This window comes from Gordonia polyisoprenivorans NBRC 16320 = JCM 10675, assembly GCF_000241325.1.
Classification (GTDB): Bacteria; Actinomycetota; Actinomycetes; order Mycobacteriales; family Mycobacteriaceae; genus Gordonia; species Gordonia polyisoprenivorans.
The window spans coordinates 1-19,072 of record NZ_BAEI01000088.1 but is presented as its reverse complement, the minus strand read 5'-3'; the positions used below and the strand labels follow the sequence as shown (position 1 = coordinate 19,072).

General features: G+C 66.9%; 16 protein-coding genes. 14 read left to right on the top strand and 2 right to left on the bottom strand.

Annotated features, from left to right (window positions below; genetic code table 11):
- Positions 1 to 12: 12 nt before the first annotated feature.
- From GOPIP_RS24985 to GOPIP_RS24960, 6 genes are read left to right on the top strand one after another with little or no spacing between them, the layout of a single operon-like run.
- Positions 13 to 1,263, top strand: coding sequence for a lipase family protein (locus GOPIP_RS24985; protein ID WP_006372643.1), 1,251 nt, complete (start codon positions 13 to 15; stop codon positions 1,261 to 1,263).
- On the top strand, positions 1,260 to 1,952 hold the full coding sequence (locus GOPIP_RS24980; RefSeq protein ID WP_006372642.1) for a YveK family protein: 693 nt from the start codon (positions 1,260 to 1,262) through the stop codon (positions 1,950 to 1,952). The genes GOPIP_RS24985 and GOPIP_RS24980 overlap by 4 nt, the downstream gene beginning before the upstream one ends.
- The gene (locus GOPIP_RS24975) at positions 1,949 to 3,238 is read left to right on the top strand and encodes a lipase family protein (protein WP_006372641.1); all 1,290 of its coding nucleotides are present in this window, start codon (positions 1,949 to 1,951) and stop codon (positions 3,236 to 3,238) included. Before GOPIP_RS24980 ends, GOPIP_RS24975 begins: the two co-directional genes overlap by 4 nt.
- The gene (locus tag GOPIP_RS24970) at positions 3,235 to 4,518 is read left to right on the top strand and encodes an acyltransferase family protein (RefSeq protein WP_006372640.1); all 1,284 of its coding nucleotides are present in this window, start codon (positions 3,235 to 3,237) and stop codon (positions 4,516 to 4,518) included. The genes GOPIP_RS24975 and GOPIP_RS24970 overlap by 4 nt, the downstream gene beginning before the upstream one ends.
- Positions 4,515 to 5,732, top strand: coding sequence for an alpha/beta hydrolase family protein (locus GOPIP_RS24965; protein ID WP_006372639.1), 1,218 nt, complete (start codon positions 4,515 to 4,517; stop codon positions 5,730 to 5,732). The genes GOPIP_RS24970 and GOPIP_RS24965 overlap by 4 nt, the downstream gene beginning before the upstream one ends.
- 4 nt (positions 5,733 to 5,736) lie before the next feature.
- Positions 5,737 to 6,627 (top strand): sialate O-acetylesterase, encoded by an 891-nt coding sequence (locus GOPIP_RS24960; protein ID WP_006372638.1) that lies wholly within the window; start codon positions 5,737 to 5,739, stop codon positions 6,625 to 6,627.
- Here the strand turns inward: GOPIP_RS24960 and GOPIP_RS24955 are convergent.
- Together GOPIP_RS24955 and GOPIP_RS24950 are read right to left on the bottom strand one after the other, a co-directional pair.
- Positions 6,594 to 7,604, bottom strand: coding sequence for a GDP-mannose 4,6-dehydratase (locus tag GOPIP_RS24955; RefSeq protein ID WP_006372637.1), 1,011 nt, complete (start codon positions 7,602 to 7,604; stop codon positions 6,594 to 6,596). The genes GOPIP_RS24960 and GOPIP_RS24955 overlap by 34 nt on opposite strands.
- On the bottom strand, positions 7,604 to 8,599 hold the full coding sequence (locus tag GOPIP_RS24950) for a GDP-mannose 4,6-dehydratase (RefSeq protein WP_006372636.1): 996 nt from the start codon (positions 8,597 to 8,599) through the stop codon (positions 7,604 to 7,606). The genes GOPIP_RS24955 and GOPIP_RS24950 overlap by 1 nt, the downstream gene beginning before the upstream one ends.
- Positions 8,600 to 8,812: 213 nt before the next feature.
- On the opposite strand from GOPIP_RS24950, the gene GOPIP_RS24945 reads away from it, so the two are divergent.
- From GOPIP_RS24945 to GOPIP_RS24910, 8 genes are all read left to right on the top strand, one after another.
- Positions 8,813 to 9,874 (top strand): beta-galactosidase, encoded by a 1,062-nt coding sequence (locus tag GOPIP_RS24945; RefSeq protein ID WP_006372635.1) that lies wholly within the window; start codon positions 8,813 to 8,815, stop codon positions 9,872 to 9,874.
- A gap of 292 nt (positions 9,875 to 10,166) precedes the next feature.
- Positions 10,167 to 11,363, top strand: coding sequence for a glycosyltransferase (locus tag GOPIP_RS24940; protein ID WP_006372634.1), 1,197 nt, complete (start codon positions 10,167 to 10,169; stop codon positions 11,361 to 11,363).
- The gene (locus GOPIP_RS24935) at positions 11,360 to 11,989 is read left to right on the top strand and encodes an acyltransferase (RefSeq protein ID WP_006372633.1); all 630 of its coding nucleotides are present in this window, start codon (positions 11,360 to 11,362) and stop codon (positions 11,987 to 11,989) included. The genes GOPIP_RS24940 and GOPIP_RS24935 overlap by 4 nt, the downstream gene beginning before the upstream one ends.
- A gap of 11 nt (positions 11,990 to 12,000) precedes the next feature.
- The gene (locus tag GOPIP_RS24930; RefSeq protein ID WP_006372632.1) at positions 12,001 to 13,155 is read left to right on the top strand and encodes a glycosyltransferase; all 1,155 of its coding nucleotides are present in this window, start codon (positions 12,001 to 12,003) and stop codon (positions 13,153 to 13,155) included.
- Between the two features lie 2 nt (positions 13,156 to 13,157).
- Entirely contained in the window at positions 13,158 to 14,369 is a 1,212-nt protein-coding gene (locus GOPIP_RS24925) for a lipopolysaccharide biosynthesis protein (protein ID WP_050955324.1), read from the top strand.
- Between the two features lies 1 nt (position 14,370).
- Positions 14,371 to 15,501 (top strand): glycosyltransferase, encoded by a 1,131-nt coding sequence (locus tag GOPIP_RS24920; RefSeq protein WP_006372630.1) that lies wholly within the window; start codon positions 14,371 to 14,373, stop codon positions 15,499 to 15,501.
- Between the two features lie 545 nt (positions 15,502 to 16,046).
- Positions 16,047 to 17,099, top strand: a complete 1,053-nt coding sequence (locus GOPIP_RS24915; protein ID WP_006372629.1) for a hypothetical protein — start codon at positions 16,047 to 16,049, stop codon at positions 17,097 to 17,099.
- Between the two features lie 90 nt (positions 17,100 to 17,189).
- Positions 17,190 to 19,040, top strand: coding sequence for an APC family permease (locus GOPIP_RS24910; protein WP_006372628.1), 1,851 nt, complete (start codon positions 17,190 to 17,192; stop codon positions 19,038 to 19,040).
- The last annotated feature ends 32 nt before the right edge of the window (positions 19,041 to 19,072 follow it).

Genomic DNA, 19,072 nt, shown 5'->3' with positions numbered 1-19,072 from the left:
CGATGGAGGACGGTGATCGTCCTGGCGGCCACCATGATTCTCGGTGCGTCGGCGTGTGCCGCCCATGACGACCAACCCGGGGCGATCGCCCTGGCCCCCGACGTCTCCGGGTCACCATTGGTGACGCCGGAGCCTGCGCCGAGCGTCGATCGTGCCGCCGGCGGATCGGCGCCGGGTTCGGTGCTGACCGTGGGGATGGCGGGTTCCGAGGACATCGCGCCGATCACCGAACTGGGTGCGGTCGTGCATCGTGTCGAATACCGATCCACCTCCGGGATCACCGGCCAACCGACCGTCGTGTCCGGGGTCGTCGCGGTTCCCGGCGGCCGACCCCCCGCCGGTGGATGGGTGACCGTCGCACTGGGCCACGGCAACTCCGGCGTCCGCCACAAGTGCGGTCCCTCGCTCTACACCAATCTGTTGGGCAACGACGTGATCATCGCGGCGTTGTTGTACAACGGTTTCGCCGTCGCCATGACCGATTATCAGGGCCTCGGTATGGACGACGCCGACAACCCGTTCCTCGATGCGCGCACCTATGGGTACAACATGATCGACGCGGTTCGCGCCGCCCGCGCCACCTACCCGTCGCTGTCGGACAAGTGGATCTCCTACGGGGTGTCACTCGGTGGGATGGCCGCCTGGGCCGCAGGCGATCTCGCCGACTCCTACGGCGGTGGTCTGGACCTGTTGGGTACGGTCGGGTTGGTTCCGGTGTCGAACATGCGGGATCTGGTCACCAAGGCCGAGGCGGGGACCCTCACCCGGGATCAGTACCCGCTGCTCGCGTATCTCATCGACGCGTTGTCGCGGGTGCTGCCCGATCAGTTCAACGCCGACGACTACCGGTCGTCCTATGCGAAGTCGGTGTGGGAAGAGGTGCTGAATTGCATCCCCGCAGGCAATTTCGCGGGTCAGTTGCGTGCCACGGCGTCGCTGGGGCCACAAGATCTGCGACCCAGGACCGCTGCCGCCGGGCAGCGCCTCTACGACTGGCTCGATCGCACCGGTCTCCCGCTGGGTACCGGGAACTTCGGTGGCAAACCGTTTTTCATCATGTACGGCTCCGACGACCCGCTGATCGACTGGCCGTGGACCGCCCGCGTGATCGCGCAGTCCTGTCGGCAGGGCGGTCACATACAGGCCATCAAACGTATCGGTGAAACCCACGCCACACTCGATTCCAGCCAGTCGGTCGCCTGGATGCGCAGCCTCGTCAACGGCGGACCCACCCCACCGGCGAATTGTGGTGACCTGCCATGAGATCCCCCAGCGACCGCACACCCGCCGACTACGCCGCACTGTGGGTCCGTGGTCTGCCGGTGATCGCCGCCGCGACCCTCGGGGCGGTGGTGGCCGGACTCGTGGCCTTCATCTTCCTGCCGCACTCCTACGAGTCGCAGGCACGGCTGCTGGTCACCGCGACCGGACCGGCGACGGTCTCGGCGGCACAGGCCTCCGATCTGGCAGGGCGACTGCGTATCTCGAGCTACAGCGACCTCGCCGTCTCCGATCAGGTCCTCGGTCGGACCCGGCTCGCCGACGCCACCGGCGCCCTCGGCGGCGCCGACATCGCCACGCTGCGCAGCCGGATCACGGTGCTGCCCTACGGCGACGGAGCCGTGCTCACCGTCGTCGCGAAGGGCCCGACCGCCGACGCCGCGCAGACGTTGGCCCGCGGGGTCGGCACGAACCTTGCCGGGTTGGTCACCGAACTCGAATGGAGCCGCACCGACGGCATGCCGCAATACGACGCCGAGGTGATCGACGCCGGCTCGTCCGCTACGTCGGTGTCACCCGGGATTTCGACGACGCTGCTGACCGCGCTGGTCCTCGGGGTGGTGCTCTCGAGCGTGTGCGTCCTGGGCGTCGGGATCTCCCGCGACGTCATCGAGGCACCGCGGGAAGCAGTTGTCCGCGTGCGTGAACCGGCGATGGGGGCCGACCGATGACAGACATTCGCGAGCCGTCCGGCCAAACAGCGGTCGGCGCCGCACCATCGCGCCGTCTCGCGGGATGGTGGCTGGCGATCCTGGTGATCGTCGCCGTCGTCGCCACCGGATGCTCGTCGAACCCCGACCCCGCTCCCACCGACTCCGGCGACCCCGGTGTGGCCTACGACGTCAACACCAGTGGGACCGGACCGGGCGCGCTGCGCGCCGCGCAGACCATGCCGTACCTCGACCGCCGCGTGACCGCGCAGGCGAGCACCGCGCTGCGAATCCGGTACGCGTCCACCGACGGTCGCACCGGAGCCCCGACGACGGTGTGGGGTGCGGTGTTCGTCCCGTCCTCGGCGCGTCCCGCCGATGGGTGGGACACCGTCGTCCTCGCCCACGGCACCACCGGACTTCTCGGCGAATGCGGCGTGACCCTCGACCCCACTCTCGGCGATCTCGCCGCCACCGCCGCGGCGTGGCTCGAGCAGGGCTATGTGGTGGTCGTGCCGGAGTATCAGGGCCTCGGTTACCCCGGCAGCAGCGATCCCACCCACCCCTACCTCGACGCGCGCACCGAGGGGATGAACGTCATCGACGGTGTCCGGGCCGCCCGGGCGCTGGTGCCCGGCGTCTCCACCCGGTGGGCCGCGCTCGGCGGTTCCCAAGGCGGACAAGCGGTGTGGGCGGCCAACACGCTGGCCGGCACATACGGAGCGGGACTCGATCTGCGGGGGACGGCGAGCCTGTCGCCGGCCGCGCAGTTCTCCGGTCTGGTCGATCTGGCCACCCGGCGGCAACTGACCCTCGACCAGTACGGCCTCTACACCTGGTTGATCCTCGCCGTGCAACAGGAGAACCCCGGATTCGACCTCGGCAAGTACGTGCGCGGTGCGGCCAAGAGCCATTGGGATGAACTCGCCCAATGCCTTCCGGTGCACGCACAGGCGCGGGCGAGCATCCTGCGATCGTTGAGTCCCGACGATCTGACGCCGGACTCACCGGCCGACGCCGCCGCCCTCACCGCATTGCTGGCCCGGCGCGCGGTGCCCGACCAGCGCCCGGCCGCACCGATGCTGGTGCTCTACGGCGGGCGCGACCAGTTGATCGACTCGCGGTGGACCGCCGCCGCGATCGGGTCGGCATGCGCCAACGGCGCCACGCTGCAATCGCAATTCCAACCGGACGCCGACCACGGCGGCGTCGCCGGCGACAGTGTTGTCGGCTGGATTCTCAACAGGTTCGACGACGAGCCGGCCTTCTCCACATGCGGCACCGCCCCCGGGAGTGAGCAACGATGACCGAAGAACTCGCCGACCGACGGCAGCCACCCGTCACGCCCGCCGCGCCGTCCGCGGACCCCGTGAGCCCTCCGACCTACAAGGCCGGCCGCATCCGCGGACTCGACGGACCGCGCGGTGTGGCGTGCTGGGCGGTCCTCATCGTGCACGTGGCCAATCAGTGTTCCCCGGACACGATGGCCAAGGGCGGTCTGGCGATGCTCGGGCAGGCACTGATCTTCTTCTTCGCGCTGTCGGGTTTCCTGCTGTATCTGCCGTATGTGCGAGCCCTGCTGCAGCACAAGCAGACCCAGCCCGACACCCGCGCCTACGTCATCCATCGGCTGCTGCGGGTGTTCCCGGGCTATCTCGTCATCTTCCTCATCGTGAACTTCGCGCTGCAGGCCTCGTTCCTGCACAACGAGTGGGCGTCGAGCCACACCGGCACGGACGCGGGCACCGGCATGATCACCGACCCCGGACTGCTCGCCACCAACCTGACCCTGCTGCAGTCCTACTTCCCGCACTATCTGCAGACCGGCATCAGCCCGTCCTGGTCGCTGACCCTCGAACTCGTCTTCTACGCCTGCCTTCCGGTGTTCGGCGCGGCAATGTGGTTCCTGCGGCGACGATTCGGCACCAACCTCGCCGTGCTCGTCCTCGCACCACCGGCGATCCTCATCGTGCTCGGGATCGCCGGGAAGATCCTGGCCGCCTGGCTCACCGACCGCGCGGGCATCACCACCACCATCGAGGCCAACTGGGGACCCAACTGGGCGGCCGTCGTACTGCGCAGCTTCCTGGCCTCCAGCGACAACTTCGCCTTCGGGATGCTGGCGACGGTGGTGTTCGTGGCCGTCGGCGTCGGAATGATCGACGCCCGCCGGGTACGTCCGATCCGGATCGCGGCGATCGTCGCCATCGTGCCGAGCCTGCTGATCATGCTGGTACTCATCGCCGCCGGCTCCAACTTCCAGTCCACCTTCACCGCACTCGCCTCCGGTCTGCTCATCCTGATCATCGTGTTGCCGATGGCGGCGGGCGGCGACAGCGTCTTCGCTCGCGCCCTGGACTGGCGGCCCCTGGAATATCTTGGGCGGATCTCGCTGAGCATCTACCTGTGGCATTTCCCGGTGATCATCGTGCTGATCAGGCTCGGTGTGCTGCAGGGGGATTCCTGGGCCGGGTTGGCGGTCAACATCGTGGCATGCAGCGCGGTGAGCTTCGCGCTGGCCGGCGTGACCTTCCATCTCGTGGAGAAGCCGGCCATGACCTATGCGCGTCGGTTCAAGGTGCGATGACGGGAGTCATCCGTAGACACCGGGTGTTGTTCGGTCTGCTCGCAGTCGCGGTGATCGTGCTCCTCGTTCTGGTGGTGGTGATCTCGGTGCGACTCGCCTCGATCCTCGTCGTCGGCAAGGAGTCGGTGGGATTCCGGCCCGGTCAGGGCCCGGGATCGGTGGTGACGGCGGAGACGTTCAACGGGCTGCCGATCTCGACGAAACTCGCCGGGGTCAAAGCCTTTCGCGTGACCTATCGGTCCACCGACGCCACCACGAACACACCCACGGTGGTCAGCGCCGTCGTCGTGGCCGGTACCGGTGACCCACCGCGCGGTGGCCGGCCGGTGATCGCCTTCGCCCACGGCACCACCGGGATCAACACGCCATGTGCGCCGTCGGTCACCAAGGGCATGTACGGTCTCGGGGCGCTCGCCGGCAACCTCGCCCGACAAGGATATGTGGTGACGCTGCCCGACTATCAGGGACTCGGCGCACCCGGGATACACCCGTATCTCGACGCCCCCACCGCCGGATTCAACGTCATCGACAGTGTGCGCGCCGCGCGTGCGGTGCTCGCCGACACCTCACCGCGGTTCGTCGCCTACGGTGGCTCCCAGGGCGGCGGGGCTGTGGTCGCCGCCGCCACCGAATTCCCCACCTACGGTGCGGGACTCGAGATGCTCGGTGCCGCCGCGCTCGCCCCGGCCGCCGACGTCGTCGGTGTGGCCGCGAAGGCACGCGCCGGCATCGCCACCCCCGATCAGCGACTGATGCTGCAATGGGTGATCGAATCGTGGGCACGTGGCGATCACACCGTTGCCCTCGACGATTACCGCGCCGGCGCCGCCGTGGCGGGCTGGGATGCGTTGTCGCAGTGCGCACCGTCGGCCGGTGCCCGACGCGAGGCCGTCGCCACACAACTGCGCCCCACCGACATCGGGCCACGCACCATCGACGCACAGAACCGGCTGGCCGCCCGACTGATGCGATCCCGCGCGCCCGTCACCCACACACCGGTGCCGCTGCTCATCGCCTACGGCGGCAAGGACACCTTCATCGATCCGGACTGGACTCGCGCCTACATCGGTGAACTGTGTGCGGCCGGCACCGTCGTCGACGCCGACTTCCAGCCGGACAAGGGACACGGCGACCTCAACGGGGATGCCGTCCTCGGATGGATCGGCCAGAGATTCACGGGCGCAACCGCTCCCGACACCTGCGCAGGAGGATGACCCCATGACCGATCAGACCGATCAGACCCCGACGGCCGCCGACCTGCGGCTTCACGGCGACGCCGCGAAGGCCGCACAGTGGCGTACCCGCGCGAAGGACACCGTCAAACGGGCACTGGCCTCGGGCACACCGGTCACGCCGACACCGCCCTATCAGGTCGTTGCCGTCCTCGGCCAGTCCAACGCCCATGGTGCGGGCCGGCTCCTCGATCCCTCGGCCGCACCGGTCACCGATCCGCGGGTGCATCAATGGCCCGGGTGCGGACGCCGCCGCGGACAGATCCTGCTCGCCGAGGATCCGCTGTTGCACGGAACCCCCGGTGCAGGCGTCGGATTCGGGACCACCTTCGGCCGGCTGCTCGCCGAGGACATCGACGGCTCCGTGTTGCTCGTTCCCGCGGCCCGCGGCGACACCAGTTTCCACCCGAAGAACGGATTCAGCTGGGACCCCGACCAGAGATCGGTGCGCGTCAATCTGTTCGACCGGGCCGTCGCCCAGATCGCCGGCGCGCTCCGGGCCGCCGGTCCCGAGTCCGAACTCGTTGCGGTGCTGTGGCATCAGGGGGAGAGCGACGTACCGCTGACGGCACCGGAGACCTATCGGGACCGGCTCGACACACTCATCCGGCGGCTGCGTGACCGCTTCGGCACCGTGCCGTTCGTCCTCGGGCAGATGGTGCCCGAGGAGATCACCACCGGCCACGACCGTTACCCCGGAATCGATGCCGTACACCGAGATACACCGGCGCGCCATGCGATGTGTGTCTTCGTCGAGGGCCCCGAGGGGATGCACAACCCCGGTGAGGCCATCCACTACAACGCGGCCGGAGCCCAGGTGTTGGGGGAGCGGATGTTCCGTGCCTACGCCACGGTCCGGCCCGACCCGGCGGGCTGAGCCGCGGCGTCGGCATGCTCGACCGACGTCATGTCATGCTCGACCATCGCCGCCACCACCTCACTGAAGGTCTTGGTGGGGCGCCAGCCCAGCGTGGTCCGCAGCCGAGTGCTGTCGCCCACCAGGTCGATGCTGTCGGCGGGCCGGAACAACGACTTGTCGGTGCGGACGTGACGATGCCAGTCGGCGATGCCCGCGGCCGCGAACGCCGCCCCGGCGAAGTCGGCGACGCTGTGGGAGACGCCGGTGGCGACCACGAAGTCGTCGTCGGCCCGCTCGGTGGCCATCGAGATCATCGCCTCGACATAGTCCGGCGCCCAACCCCAGTCCCGTCGGGCGGCGAGATTGCCCAGCGCGAGTTCGGATCTCGTTCCGGCAGCGATCTCGGCGACCGCCCGGGTGATCTTGCGGGTGACGAAGTGCGGAGCCCGCAGCGGCGACTCGTGCGGATAGAGAATCGCGTTCGACACGCCCACCCCCTGCGCGCGGAACGCCGCGGCAAGCAGATGACCATAGGCCTTCGACACCCCATACGGTGACGTCGGGCAGATCGGGGTCGACTCGTTCTGCGGCGCACTGTGTGTGCCGGCGAAGATCTCTCCGCTGGAGGCGTTGACCACGTGCACCGGATGGCCGTCACGCACCAGATCCCGGGCCGCGGTGAGCAATGCGGCCGTCGCCTGGGCGTTGACCTGACCGGTGTGTACCGGGTCCTGCCAGCTCTGACCGACCGACGACACCGCGGCGAGATGGAAGATGACGTCGGGCCGCACCATCTCGACCACCGACGCGCATGCGTCGACGTCGCCGAGATCGACCGCCACGCACTCGGCGTCTCCGGGCGCGGCGATGTCGAGTTCCCGATGACGGCTCGGACCGACCACTCCGGTGGTCGTCCATCCGCGTTCGGTGAGTGCCGCGAGGAGCAGCCGGCCGTCCTGGCCGCTCGCGCCGGTGATCAGCGCGCGGTGGGGCATCACGCCACTTCGCGTGTCACGGAGCCGGATTCGGCCGCGACGTCCGAACGCACCATCATCCGGACGAGAGCGTCGAAGTCGACCTCCGGCTTCCAGCCGAGTTGCGCACGCGCCTTGCTGGAGTCACCGATCAGCAGGTCCACCTCGGCCGGACGGAAGAAGCGCGGATCGATGTGCACATAGCGCTCCCAGTCGCTGATGCCCACCTCGTCGAAGGCCACGTCGAGGAGTTCGCGGATGGAGTGGGTCTCGCCGGTGGAGATCACATAGTCGTCGGCCTCGGGTTGCTGCAGCATCAGCCACATCGCTCGCACGTAGTCGCCGGCGAAACCCCAATCGCGTTTGGCGTCGAGGTTGCCCAGCGCCAGCGACTCCTGGAGGCCGAGGTGGATGCGTGCGACCGCACGGCTGACCTTGCGTGTCACGAATTCCGGTCCGCGACGCGGAGACTCGTGATTGAACAGAACACCCGAACTGGCATGCATGCCGTAGGACTCGCGGTAGTTGATGGTCATGTAGTGACCGAAGACCTTGGCCACCCCGTATGGCGAGCGCGGCCACAGCAGCGTCGATTCGCGTTGCGGAACTTCCTGCACCTTGCCGAACATTTCCGAGCTGGAGGCCTGGTAGAAACGGATCTGCTTGCCGGTGGTGTCCTGGTGCAGGCGCACGGCTTCGAGCACATTGAGTACGCCCGTACCGGTCACGTCGCTGGTCAGGCGGGCGTTCTGCCACGAGTACGCGACAAACGAGACCGCACCGAGGTTGTAGACCTCGTCGGGATCGGCGAAGGCCATCGCCCGCATCAGGCTCGACAGGTCGAGCAGATTCCCGGAGACGATCTCCACGAAGGGATGGGACGCGGCCAGGCCGTCGGCCTTCGGATTGTTCTGCCCCCGAACCAGTCCCACGACCCGATAGCCCTTGGAATGCAGCAATTCGGACAGATAGAGGCCGTCCTGACCGGTGATCCCGGTGATGAGCGCGGTTTTCATGCCAACCCCGATTTCTGATGTGTGTGGATGCCGTGGACGCAGCATCGTCGGCGAGCCCGTGCCTCGGGTCCGACAAAGAGATGTTCGCATGCGGCGCGAGAATTGGCGCGCCGAGTTACCGGAATTGGACAGCATTCGGGCGATTGTCACGCAATTCACATGTATTTCATCTCTGATGAAGAATGTGTCAGAAGCTCTGGTTACGATGCGTGCATGAAACATGTCATGTCTCGCGCGGTGCGCCGTTTGCGGTTTTTCTCAATCGTTCTCGTCGTGATCGCCGTCCTCGGTGCGGGAATGGTCGGCGCCGAGCCGGGCCGCGCGAGCGCGGAGGTGTCCATTCCGCCGGACGGGTACGGGTTCGCCGGCGGCAGCGACATGTTGTGGTTGTCGCAGGCCGACCTGAACCGCGAACTCGACGGCGTCACCAAGACCAAGGCGAGTTGGCTGCGAGTGGTCATCGATTGGAACACCATCGAGCCGACCCAGGGCACCTACAACTGGGCGACGCCCGACCGACTGATCAACTCCGCCCGCGCGCACGGACTGAAAGTGCTGGCCACGGTGGTGTCGTCGCCGGCCTGGTCACGTCCGGCGGGCAGCTTCTTCACCGCTCCGCCCACCGACAACGGTGACCTCTCGACCTTCCTGCGTGCCCTGATCGCACGGTACAAGGCCAACGTGTCGAACTATCAGATCTGGAACGAGGTGAATCTGCCGCTGTTCTTCGGCGGTAGCGTCGACGCCGCCCGCTACACCTCGCTGCTCAAGTCCGCCTACACGGCGGTCAAGGCGGCCCAACCCGGCGCGACGGTCATCAGTGCCGGTCTGGCGCGTTCGGTTGGTCCGTATTCTCCGCTCTCGTACTACACCGCGATGTACAACAACGGCGTGCAAGGCTACTTCGACGCGGCCGCAATGCATCCGTACGTCTTTCCCGGCGGAATCACGACCAACCCGGAGAATGTCATCAGCGACACCGTCGGCCTGCGCAACCTGATGATCGCGCGGGGTGACGGCGCCAAGAAGATCTGGTTCACCGAGATCGGTGCACCCACCGCCGCCGATTCGCCCGACGGGGTGAGTCAGGTCGAGCAGGCCAAGCAGATCACCGACATGCTCTGGTACGCCGCCAACTGCGGGTTCGCCGGTCCGACGCTGATCTACACGATCCGCGACTCGGGGACCAGCACCACCGACCGCGAGCAGAACTTCGGGGCGCTGTTCACCAACGATTGGACACCGAAATACGCCGCGTCCGTTCTCGCGGGGTGATCGCCGGATTCTTCGGAATCCGAATGTGAAACAAAGAATGGTTTTCGTACCGCGTGTAAGTGGCGTTACAGAATGCGCGAGAGATGCCGGTCACAATGCATTCGAGATGCCGATCATCCGAAGCGGTGTTAGCGTTTCCCCTGTCCCAGGGATGCGGTGGCATTCCCAGCACGCACTGACCGATTCCGTGGTTCGAATTGTGCATGCGCCCGTAGGTGGCGGTCGTGTGCATCTGCCTTGGCCTGCCACGGCGATCGGTGTTGCTGCGTACTCACAGAGAATGGATGGACCCGTGGTTACTGATGACGCTCCTCGTCCAAGGATCGCCATAGCGCACGACTATCTGACCCAGCGCGGGGGAGCGGAGAAGGTGGTGCTGTCGCTGAGCCGGGCCTTCCCGGACGCGGTGATCCACACGCTGCTCTTCGAACCCGATCAGACCTATCCGGAGTTCGCCGACAAGACCGTCGTGACCTCGCCGGTGAACCGAATCGGATTCCTGCGCAAGAATCATCGGGCTGCGTTGCCGCTCTTGCCGTTTGCCGCATCACGAATGGTCATCGACGCCGACATCGTGCTCACCAGCACCAGCGGGTGGGCGCACGGCTTCTCCACGACCGGAACCAAGATCGTCTACTGCTATTCGCCTGCGCGCTGGCTGTATCAGACCGACGTGTACCTCGGGGAGACGCCGAGCACACTCAAACGGTTCGCCATGTCGGCGATGGGACCGGGACTCAAACGGTGGGACCGTCGCGCCGCCTACAGCTGCGATCGCTACCTGGCGATCTCCAATGCGGTCCGTGACCGCATCCGCACCACCTATGGACTCAGCTCGACCGTGGTCTCCGCGCCGGTCACCGCGCCCGCCCCGGTCGAGGGTGCGGTATCGCCCGACGCGTCGCTGACCGACGCCCCCTTCTTCCTGTGTATCTCGCGGCTGCTGTCCTACAAGAACGTCGACAAGGTCATCGAGGCCTTCCGGGGCAGCGGGCGTCGCCTCGTCGTCGTTGGACGAGGTCCGGAAAAAGATGCACTGCAAGCGATCTGCCCCGACAATGTGACCATGCTGCAAGACCTCACCGACGCCGAGATGGCGTGGCTGTATCAGCACTGCGCCGCGGTCGTCGCGGCGAGTTACGAGGATTACGGGCTGACCCCACTCGAGGGCGGGATGTACGGCAAGCCGTGTGTGGTGTTGCGATGGGGTGGATTCCTCGACACCGTCGTCGAGGGCATCAACGGTGAATTCTTCGACGAGCCCGAACCAGAGCAGATCCGTGACGCGGTGGACCGGGTGGTGGCGATGGACTGGGATACCGACGTCATCCGCCATCACGTGCACAAGTTCGACGAGAGCGCCTTCATCAGTGAGATCCGACGGGTGATCGACGAGAGCACTCCCGGCCCCAAACCTGCAGAGCCCGGAGCGACAGAACTCCGCCCGACCGACCTCGGACCGGCAGCATCGGCAAAGGAGATGGTGTGAGCGACAACGAGACCGTGGCCGCCCCGGCGAGCGTCACCGTCCCCGAACGGGACGATTTCACGCCGAGATACTCGTTCAACGACATCTCCACGATCGCCAAGGCGCGCAATCGCGTCGGAATCCTGCTGTACAACAACCTCATCACCTTCATCCCGTCGCACACCATCCGGCAGGCCTTCCTGCGGCTGTTCGGCGCCAAGATCGGCAAGGACACCTCGATCCTGCGTGGCTGCCAGGTCTTCGACATCGATCAGATCCGGATCGGCGAGGCCTGCTCCATCGGATTCCGGGTGCTCTTCGACGCCCGGTCGGGGATCTGCATCGGCGACAACGTGGTGATCGCCAGCGACACCCAGATCATCGCCGGCAAACACGACCCGGCCAGCCCGGAGTTCGTGCCCGTCATCGAGCCGGTCTACATCGGTGACTACGTGTGGATCGCCAGTCGTGCAACCATTGTCAGCGGTGTGAGCATCGGTCGCGGTGCGGTGGTCGCGGCGTGCGCCATGGTCGGCAAGGATGTCGCCGATCTCGACATCGTCGGTGGGGTGCCCGCCCGCGTCATCTCCAAACGTCCCGAGACCGCGCTCCGATACCGGCCCAAGTACCGGCCGCTGTTCTACTGACGCCGACTGTGATGGCAGAGTTGGCGGATCTACGGGTGATCCACGTGGGCCCGCGCGCCGAATGCGGTGGGGTGGGCTCCTATTCGGTGCGATTTGCCGAGACGTTACGTGGCCACGTTGCCGAGGTGATCGAGGTCCGACACGGGAGCCCGGGGTCCGACACCGTGGCCGACCTGCGTCGTCGGCGTCGACACCTGACCGAGTTGATCGCGGCGTCCGACCGGCCGACCGTACTGCATGCCGAGTTCTCCGGCGGGTCGGTGGAATCCTTCTGGCCTACAGCTGGTTTCGTGGCGTCGGCCAAGCTGGCGATCTCCGCGACGGTGCACGACCCGCCCGGACTGGTGTGGTGGCCTGCGCGCACCCGATTCCTTCAGCGCCGGCGACTGCTCAACCATGGCCTGCACTTCCCGATGCGGGCGGTGTCACGTCGTGTCGAGCGAGGTGTGTTCGGTGATCGGATTCTGTTCGGCACCAGCGTGATCGGTGCACAATCGCTGCGGGAGCGGTATCCGGACGCCACGGTGCACGTCGCACCCCTGACGGTGCGCGCCATGCCGGAGATGCCAGCCGCACCCGGCCGTCCGCGCGCCGTCGGGCTTTTCGGACTCGTGTACCGGGGCAAGGGATTCGAGCACGTCGAACGACTGCGCGACGAATTGCCCGACGACATCGCGATCCGGATCGCCGGCCGCGGGACCGAAAACCTGCCACGCCGTGACGGCATCGAGATCCTCGGCGGGCTGGCCGAGGAGGAGATGGCCGGCTACTTCGCGTCCATCCGGGCGCTGGTGGTGCCGTACGGCGATCGCAGCCCGTACGGCACCGCGTATCCGTCGTCGGGTGTCGTCGCCGACGCCATCAGTCACCTGACGCCGATCGTCACCACCGGTCACGGTGCGCTGCGAGAGTTGGGGGCCGAGGGTGGGGCTGTGGCGATCGACGAGGGCGTCACGGCTGAGCAGACACCCGCAGCGCTCGCCGGCAAGATCGTCGAGATCATCGACGACACCGAGCGTTTGGCGGTGATGGCCGCGAGCGTGGAAGGTATGCGCAAGCTGCGTGAACCCGACACCGTGATCGGGGGCTATGTCTCGGTGTGGTCGTCGGTGCTCGAAAAGTCATCGGCGTCAGAGAGTTCACCGAAGCCTGCGGGGTCGCGGTGACGGTGACCGACGCCCCTGCTCCCGTTGATGGTCGCCGCAACGTGATCAAGGCGGTGGTCGCCGCCGGGTGGGCCTACGGTGGCCGTGCCTCCGGGTTGCTGTGGACCATTGTGGTCGTCGCCCACCTCGGTGTCGGATCGTACGGACAGTACGCGATGGGTTTCGCTTTGGGCGCGATCATCGCCGCGCCACTGGACAATCCGTTCAACGTCCGCGCGATCCGCGAGTCCAAGGAACGTTTCCTCACCGAACGCGCCTCCCGGGCACTGCTCGGCATCGGATTGATGATTGCCGGCGCGGCATGCTCGCCGTTCTCCTATCTCGCGTGGTTCGCGCTGGTCGTCGGTGGCGGCGAGATCGTGTTCAACGCGGTCAAGAGCGCCCCGCTGCGCGACGGACACCCCGATCGGGTGATGCGGATGGACACCATCCGCCAGTTCTCCAGCATCGTTCTCGGCGCCGGATACCTTCTGGTGGCACCGCATCCGAACCTGACGGCCGCCAGCATGCTCTACGCCCTGCCGTACGTGGTGGTCGCCGCGCGTGGGCTGATGCTGGTGCCGGGCAACCGCCCCGGCATTCCCGGCCATCCGCGGCTGATCGCAGTGCTGTTCGCCGAGCACCTGGCCAACGCCGCGTACATGCAGGGCGACATCCTGCTGCTCGGTGCCCTCACCGATTCCGACATCGCCGGGTACTACGCGATCGCCAGCACCGTCGGTTGGGCTGCAGCCCAACTCGGCATGGCGTTGGGCAACACCTATCACGAGCCGCTACGCGCGGCCGGAGGTGCGCTGAGCGCCGGTCCACCCACGAAACACATTGCCGCCGTGGCGGTGGCGACATCCGGATCGGTGATTGCCGCAGGCCTGGTCATGTTGGCCACACCGTTCTCGACACAGCTGGCGTGGTCGCTGGTGATCATCGGGGTGTTCGTCGCGATGCGGGTGGTCAACTTCGTCCTGATGACGGTGTTGTACGTGCAACGACGCGACATCGTCCGCAGCGTTGCCGCCGGCGTGCTCGCCCCGATCAAGCTGCTGCTCGTGTTCGCGTTGGCGCACTGGGGATCGATCGGTGCATGTATTGCGTCGGTGGTGACCGATGCGCTACTGCTGGCCATCTACCTCGCCGCAGTGCGCCGTCCGATTCCCGCGGTGGAAGCCGAGCAGGCTGTGGCAGTGCCGGAACAGACTGTCAGAGAGGGTGAATGAGATGACGTCGGTGACCTTTCTGTTGTCGAAGGACCCCGAGCACGAGCACGGCGGAGACATCGCGCTGTCGCGGGTCGTGATGGACATCGCCCGGGAGAACTTCGATGTGCGTGCGGTGTGTCTGTCGGGCAAGGGGATTGGACCGAACGCCGACGGCAGTATCGTCCGGGTGCCCAAACCGGCGGTGAAGGGCCCGTCCTTGGCGTGGCAGAGCGTGACGACGCGCCGCAGTCTGTGCCACGTCCGCTACGACGTCGACGAGTTGGTTGATGCTCTCGACGCCACCTGCAGCGACGTCTATTTCGCCGAGCACTCGTACATGGCGGAAGCGTTTCTGCGTTCGCGCCACAGTGTCTCGGCACCGTTCGTCATCAGCACCGTCAATCCGGAGTCGTCGGTGTGGAAGCTGACCCGCGGGACCATCGGTCGGCTCGAGGCGCCGCGCATCACCGCCGACGAGTTGCGGGTCGCCCGCAAGGCCGACGCACTCGGTGGCTACGACCTCGACGAAGCGCAGTACTACCGCGACAACGGTGTTCCGAACGCACGATGGATCGATCTCACCCTGCCGCCCGGGGTTCCTGCCCATCGCGACATCGCGCCCCCGCGACTGGCATTCATGGGTACTCGGGGATGGCCGCCGAACCAGGAAGCCTTCCTCGAGGCACTGCGTCTGTGGCCGGAGATCTCGAAGGGCATCGACGGAGCTGAACTCTGCGTCATCGGCGCCCCGAAAGCCGGCGCCAAACAACCGACCCTGCCGGACGGCGTCCGCGACCTCGGCTTTGTCGACGACATCACCGCCTTCCTGAGCACCTGTCGTGCACTTATCGCCCCCGTGCGCACCGGCGGTGGGGTGCGCGTGAAACTCCTCGATTCCGCGAGCATCGGTCTGCCCGTCGTCGGGACCTCGGCCGCCATCGGCTCCCTGGGTCCGGTTTTCGGCCTCACCCCGTACGACGACGACGCCGAATTCGTGGCCCGCTGCCGCGAATACCTCCTCGACGCCGAGATGGCCCGCAAGGAAGGCGAGCGACTCTACGACACCAACGCCGCCCGGTGGCACGACCGCGTCCCTCACGAGGCCGTCGAATCCCTCATCCTGCGTCGCCCCCCGACCCCCGGTCACTGACGCCCGCCCCCTATAGTCGGTGGTCGAGGTGTGAGGCGCGCCAGCGCCGAGCCTCGAGACCTCCTGTGCTGCTGCTGGTTCCGTACTTCCGCTGTCGCGCCGTATGGTACCGCGCCTTCCTCCCGCTGGTCGAGGTGTGAGGCGCGCCAGCGCCGAGCCTCGAGACCTCCTGCGCCACTGCTGGTGCCGCACCACCGACGTCATTCGATCGTCCGACATTGGCCAACCCGCCGGGCTCTTCCTCCCGCTGGTCGAGGTGTGAGGCGCGCCAGCGCCGAGCCTCGAGACCTCCTGCGCCACTGCTGGTGCCGCACCACCGACGTCATTCGATCGTCCGACATTGGCCAACCCGCCGGTCCCTTCCTCCCGGTGGTCGAGGTGTGAGGCGCGCTAGCGCCGATCCTCGAGACCTGTTGTGTCAGAGCTGGTTCCAACCCCTTCTGTCGTTCGGAGAGATCGACGAACGACGCGCGAGAAGGCAGATCGAGAATACGTCCGCGAAAGCACGATACTGTGACCACAAGCGTCGACGAAAGGGAGGCCTCGTGCTCCGGCGACTCTGTGTATCGGCGGTGATGCTCGGTGTGCTCGTGGTGACGGCGGGCTGCCACAGCTCGCAACAGGCCGCGCCATCAACGATCACTCACACTGCGACGGCAACCGCCACCGCATCGTCGAGCACGTCGTGTGCACCCACACCGAGCTGGCTGGCCGGCGGCGTGGTGCCCACCGGCGGACCGTCTCCGGACACGTGGGCTCATCTCGACACTCATCCGAAGGCCACCAACTTCGACGCCTGCCAAAAGGGATTGGGTTACGCCATCCTCGCCGGCCAGAACGGTGACCGGGACCGCCCCGCAGGTACCGGCTCGAGTCTGTTCGAGGCACTCGCGATCTTCGTCGACGGCAAACTGTCGGCGATCCGCCCGTACGAGTTCCGCGAGATCCGGATCTCGTCGGCCACCCCTGATCGCATCGTCGCGTCGGTCGACACCCGATCCAGCGGTGTCGAGCAACCCGCGTGGAAGAACGTCACGTTCACCGTCTCGGACGGAACCGTCACGCCCACTCCGGATCTCGACGTCATCGCCGACGGCAGGCTCTGGCTGGAACTGAGCCCACAGACATCAACCACCACGACGACCACCGCGGCCGATCCGGTGATCGATCGAGGCAGCTACCGAATGCTGCCCGCCTCCCAGTTCGCCGACGGCGGTCCGGGTTCGACGTTCGGCTTCGCCCTGCCATCGGGAAACGTCATCTGCTCCGGCACGTCGACGAGTCTGCTGTGCGAGACCAAGTTCAGCGTGCCGGTACCCCTCGAAGACACCTGTGGTGTGTACGACCGACAGGACGAGACGAACGCGACGATGTTCGGCTGGGCGGACTTCGACAAGCCGGTGTGCGCGTCGCTGGTGCAGGGCGCCTACCGCCAGGTCGGAGCGACGTTGAACTACGGCACCGCCGTCACCTGGAATCCCCGCCCCGACCTGACGATCATCTGCTACTCGCGCTCGGCCGGTCTCGCCTGCGAGAACCCGCATGGCTACGGCTTCACTCTGGCCCGGCAAGGCTTCACACGGTATCGGGTGGGCTGAGCGTCATGCTGCCGTGAACGATGACCGGCGCAGCGTCAAAAGATCGTATGGAACGCGGTATCGCCCGCTTGGCGGACGTAGAACGGCACAGTGCTGAACATCGCCACCCGTACCGCCCCGACGGATTCCGGATCGACACCGCAGACCCCGGAGCCGCCCGACCCCGCCGAGAAACGTCGTCTGACCGCGACCACCGGACTCGCCGCACTGTCGCTGGATGCGATGGCGTCGGTGGCCTACGGCCCTGAGGCGATCGTGGTGGTTCTGGCCGCCGCGGGTAGCCACGCCCTCGGGCTGACGCTGCCGGTCAGCGCGGCCATCGTCGCCCTGCTCGCCATCCTGATCGCGTCGTATCGGCAGCTGATCGCGGTCTTCCCCGACGGGGGAGGGGCGTATGCGTCGTCGAAGCGCTATCTCGGACGGCGCCCGGCGCTGGTGGCGGCGGCGTCCCTGGTCATCGACTACGTGCTCAACGTCGCGGTGTCGGTGGCGGCCGGGACCGCGGCGCTGACGTCGGCGATCCCCGCGGCTCGGCCGTACACCGTGTGGATCGGTCTGGGTGTTCTGGTGCTCATCACCGCGGTGAACCTCCGCGGCATCGTCAGCAGCGCAATGGTGTTCATGGCGCCCACGGTGATCTTCATCGTGTCGATCCTCTCGCTCATCGTCGTCGGACTGATCACCGGCGGGCACCCGACCCACTCCTCGGTCGAACACACCACCGGCACCCTCACCACCGTCGGACTCCTGTTGGTGCTCAAGGCATTCGCCAACGGATGCGCCGCATTGACCGGTGTCGAGGCCATCGCCAACGCCACCCCGCAGTTCCGGCAGAATCGGGTTCGACGTGCCCAGCACGCCGAGGTGGCACTCGGTGTGCTGCTGGGCGTCATGATGCTCGGGGTGGCCGCGCTGGTGGAGGTCCTGCACATCGAACCGCGCGACGGGGTGACCGTGCTCTCGCAGATCACCGAGGGCGTATTCGGGCGTGGTGCACTGTATTACGTCATTCAGGCGGCGACGGTCATCCTGCTTGCGTTGGCCGCCAACACCAGCTTCGGTGGACTGCCGCAGCTGATGAAGGTGGTCGCCGCCGACGACTATCTGCCGCATCGGCTCACCCGCGCCACCCACGGTGTCTACCGCGAAGGCGTGCTCGTACTCGCTGTTGCCGCCGGCATCCTGATCGCGGTGACCGAGGGCAACGTCAATCTGCTCGTGCCGTTGTTCGCGATCTGTGTGTTCATCGGATTCACGCTGGCCCAACTGGGTTTGGTGCGGCACTGGTGGACAGCGCGCACTCGCGGGTGGCGATGGCGTTTGGCGCTCAACGCGATCGGCGCCACAGCGACCGGCCTGGCCACAGTGGTGGTGACCGTGATGAAGGCCGACGAGGGATCGTTGTGGGTCATCGTGGTGCTCGTCGTGCTGGTTGCGTCGATGTCGGCGGTCTCGCATGCATACCGTAAGCGTCGGGTCGCCGCGGCCGCCGCCGACCATCACGCCGATCTCGTACGAAAGACGCTCACCCACCGCTCCTTTGCCGGACAGGGGATCGCCGTGGTGCCGGTATCACAGCCGTGCACCGCGGTCGACGACGCGCTGCGCCGGGCCCGATCCTTCGGGCGGGAGGTCCGGGTGGTGCACGTCGAGGTCGCGGTGTCCCCTGATGGAGGTTTCGCGACGTGCTGGCGCGAGCGACATCCGATGGTGCCACTGGAAACCCTGTACGCCGTTGACGAAGACTCGATCGTCGATGCCATCACCGACTACGTCGACGGCCTCACCGCCACCGACGACGTGCTCGTCGTGATCCCCGACCCCGACGCCACCGCCCGCTCACGTCTGCTCTCCGCCGGACGCGCCGATGATCTCGAAGAGGTATTGCGGCGCGACACCGCAGCGCTGGTCACGCGGGTGTGTGCTCGGCCGGTGGCCTGAAACCAGCTTTGGCACAGGCGGTTCCCCCGGAT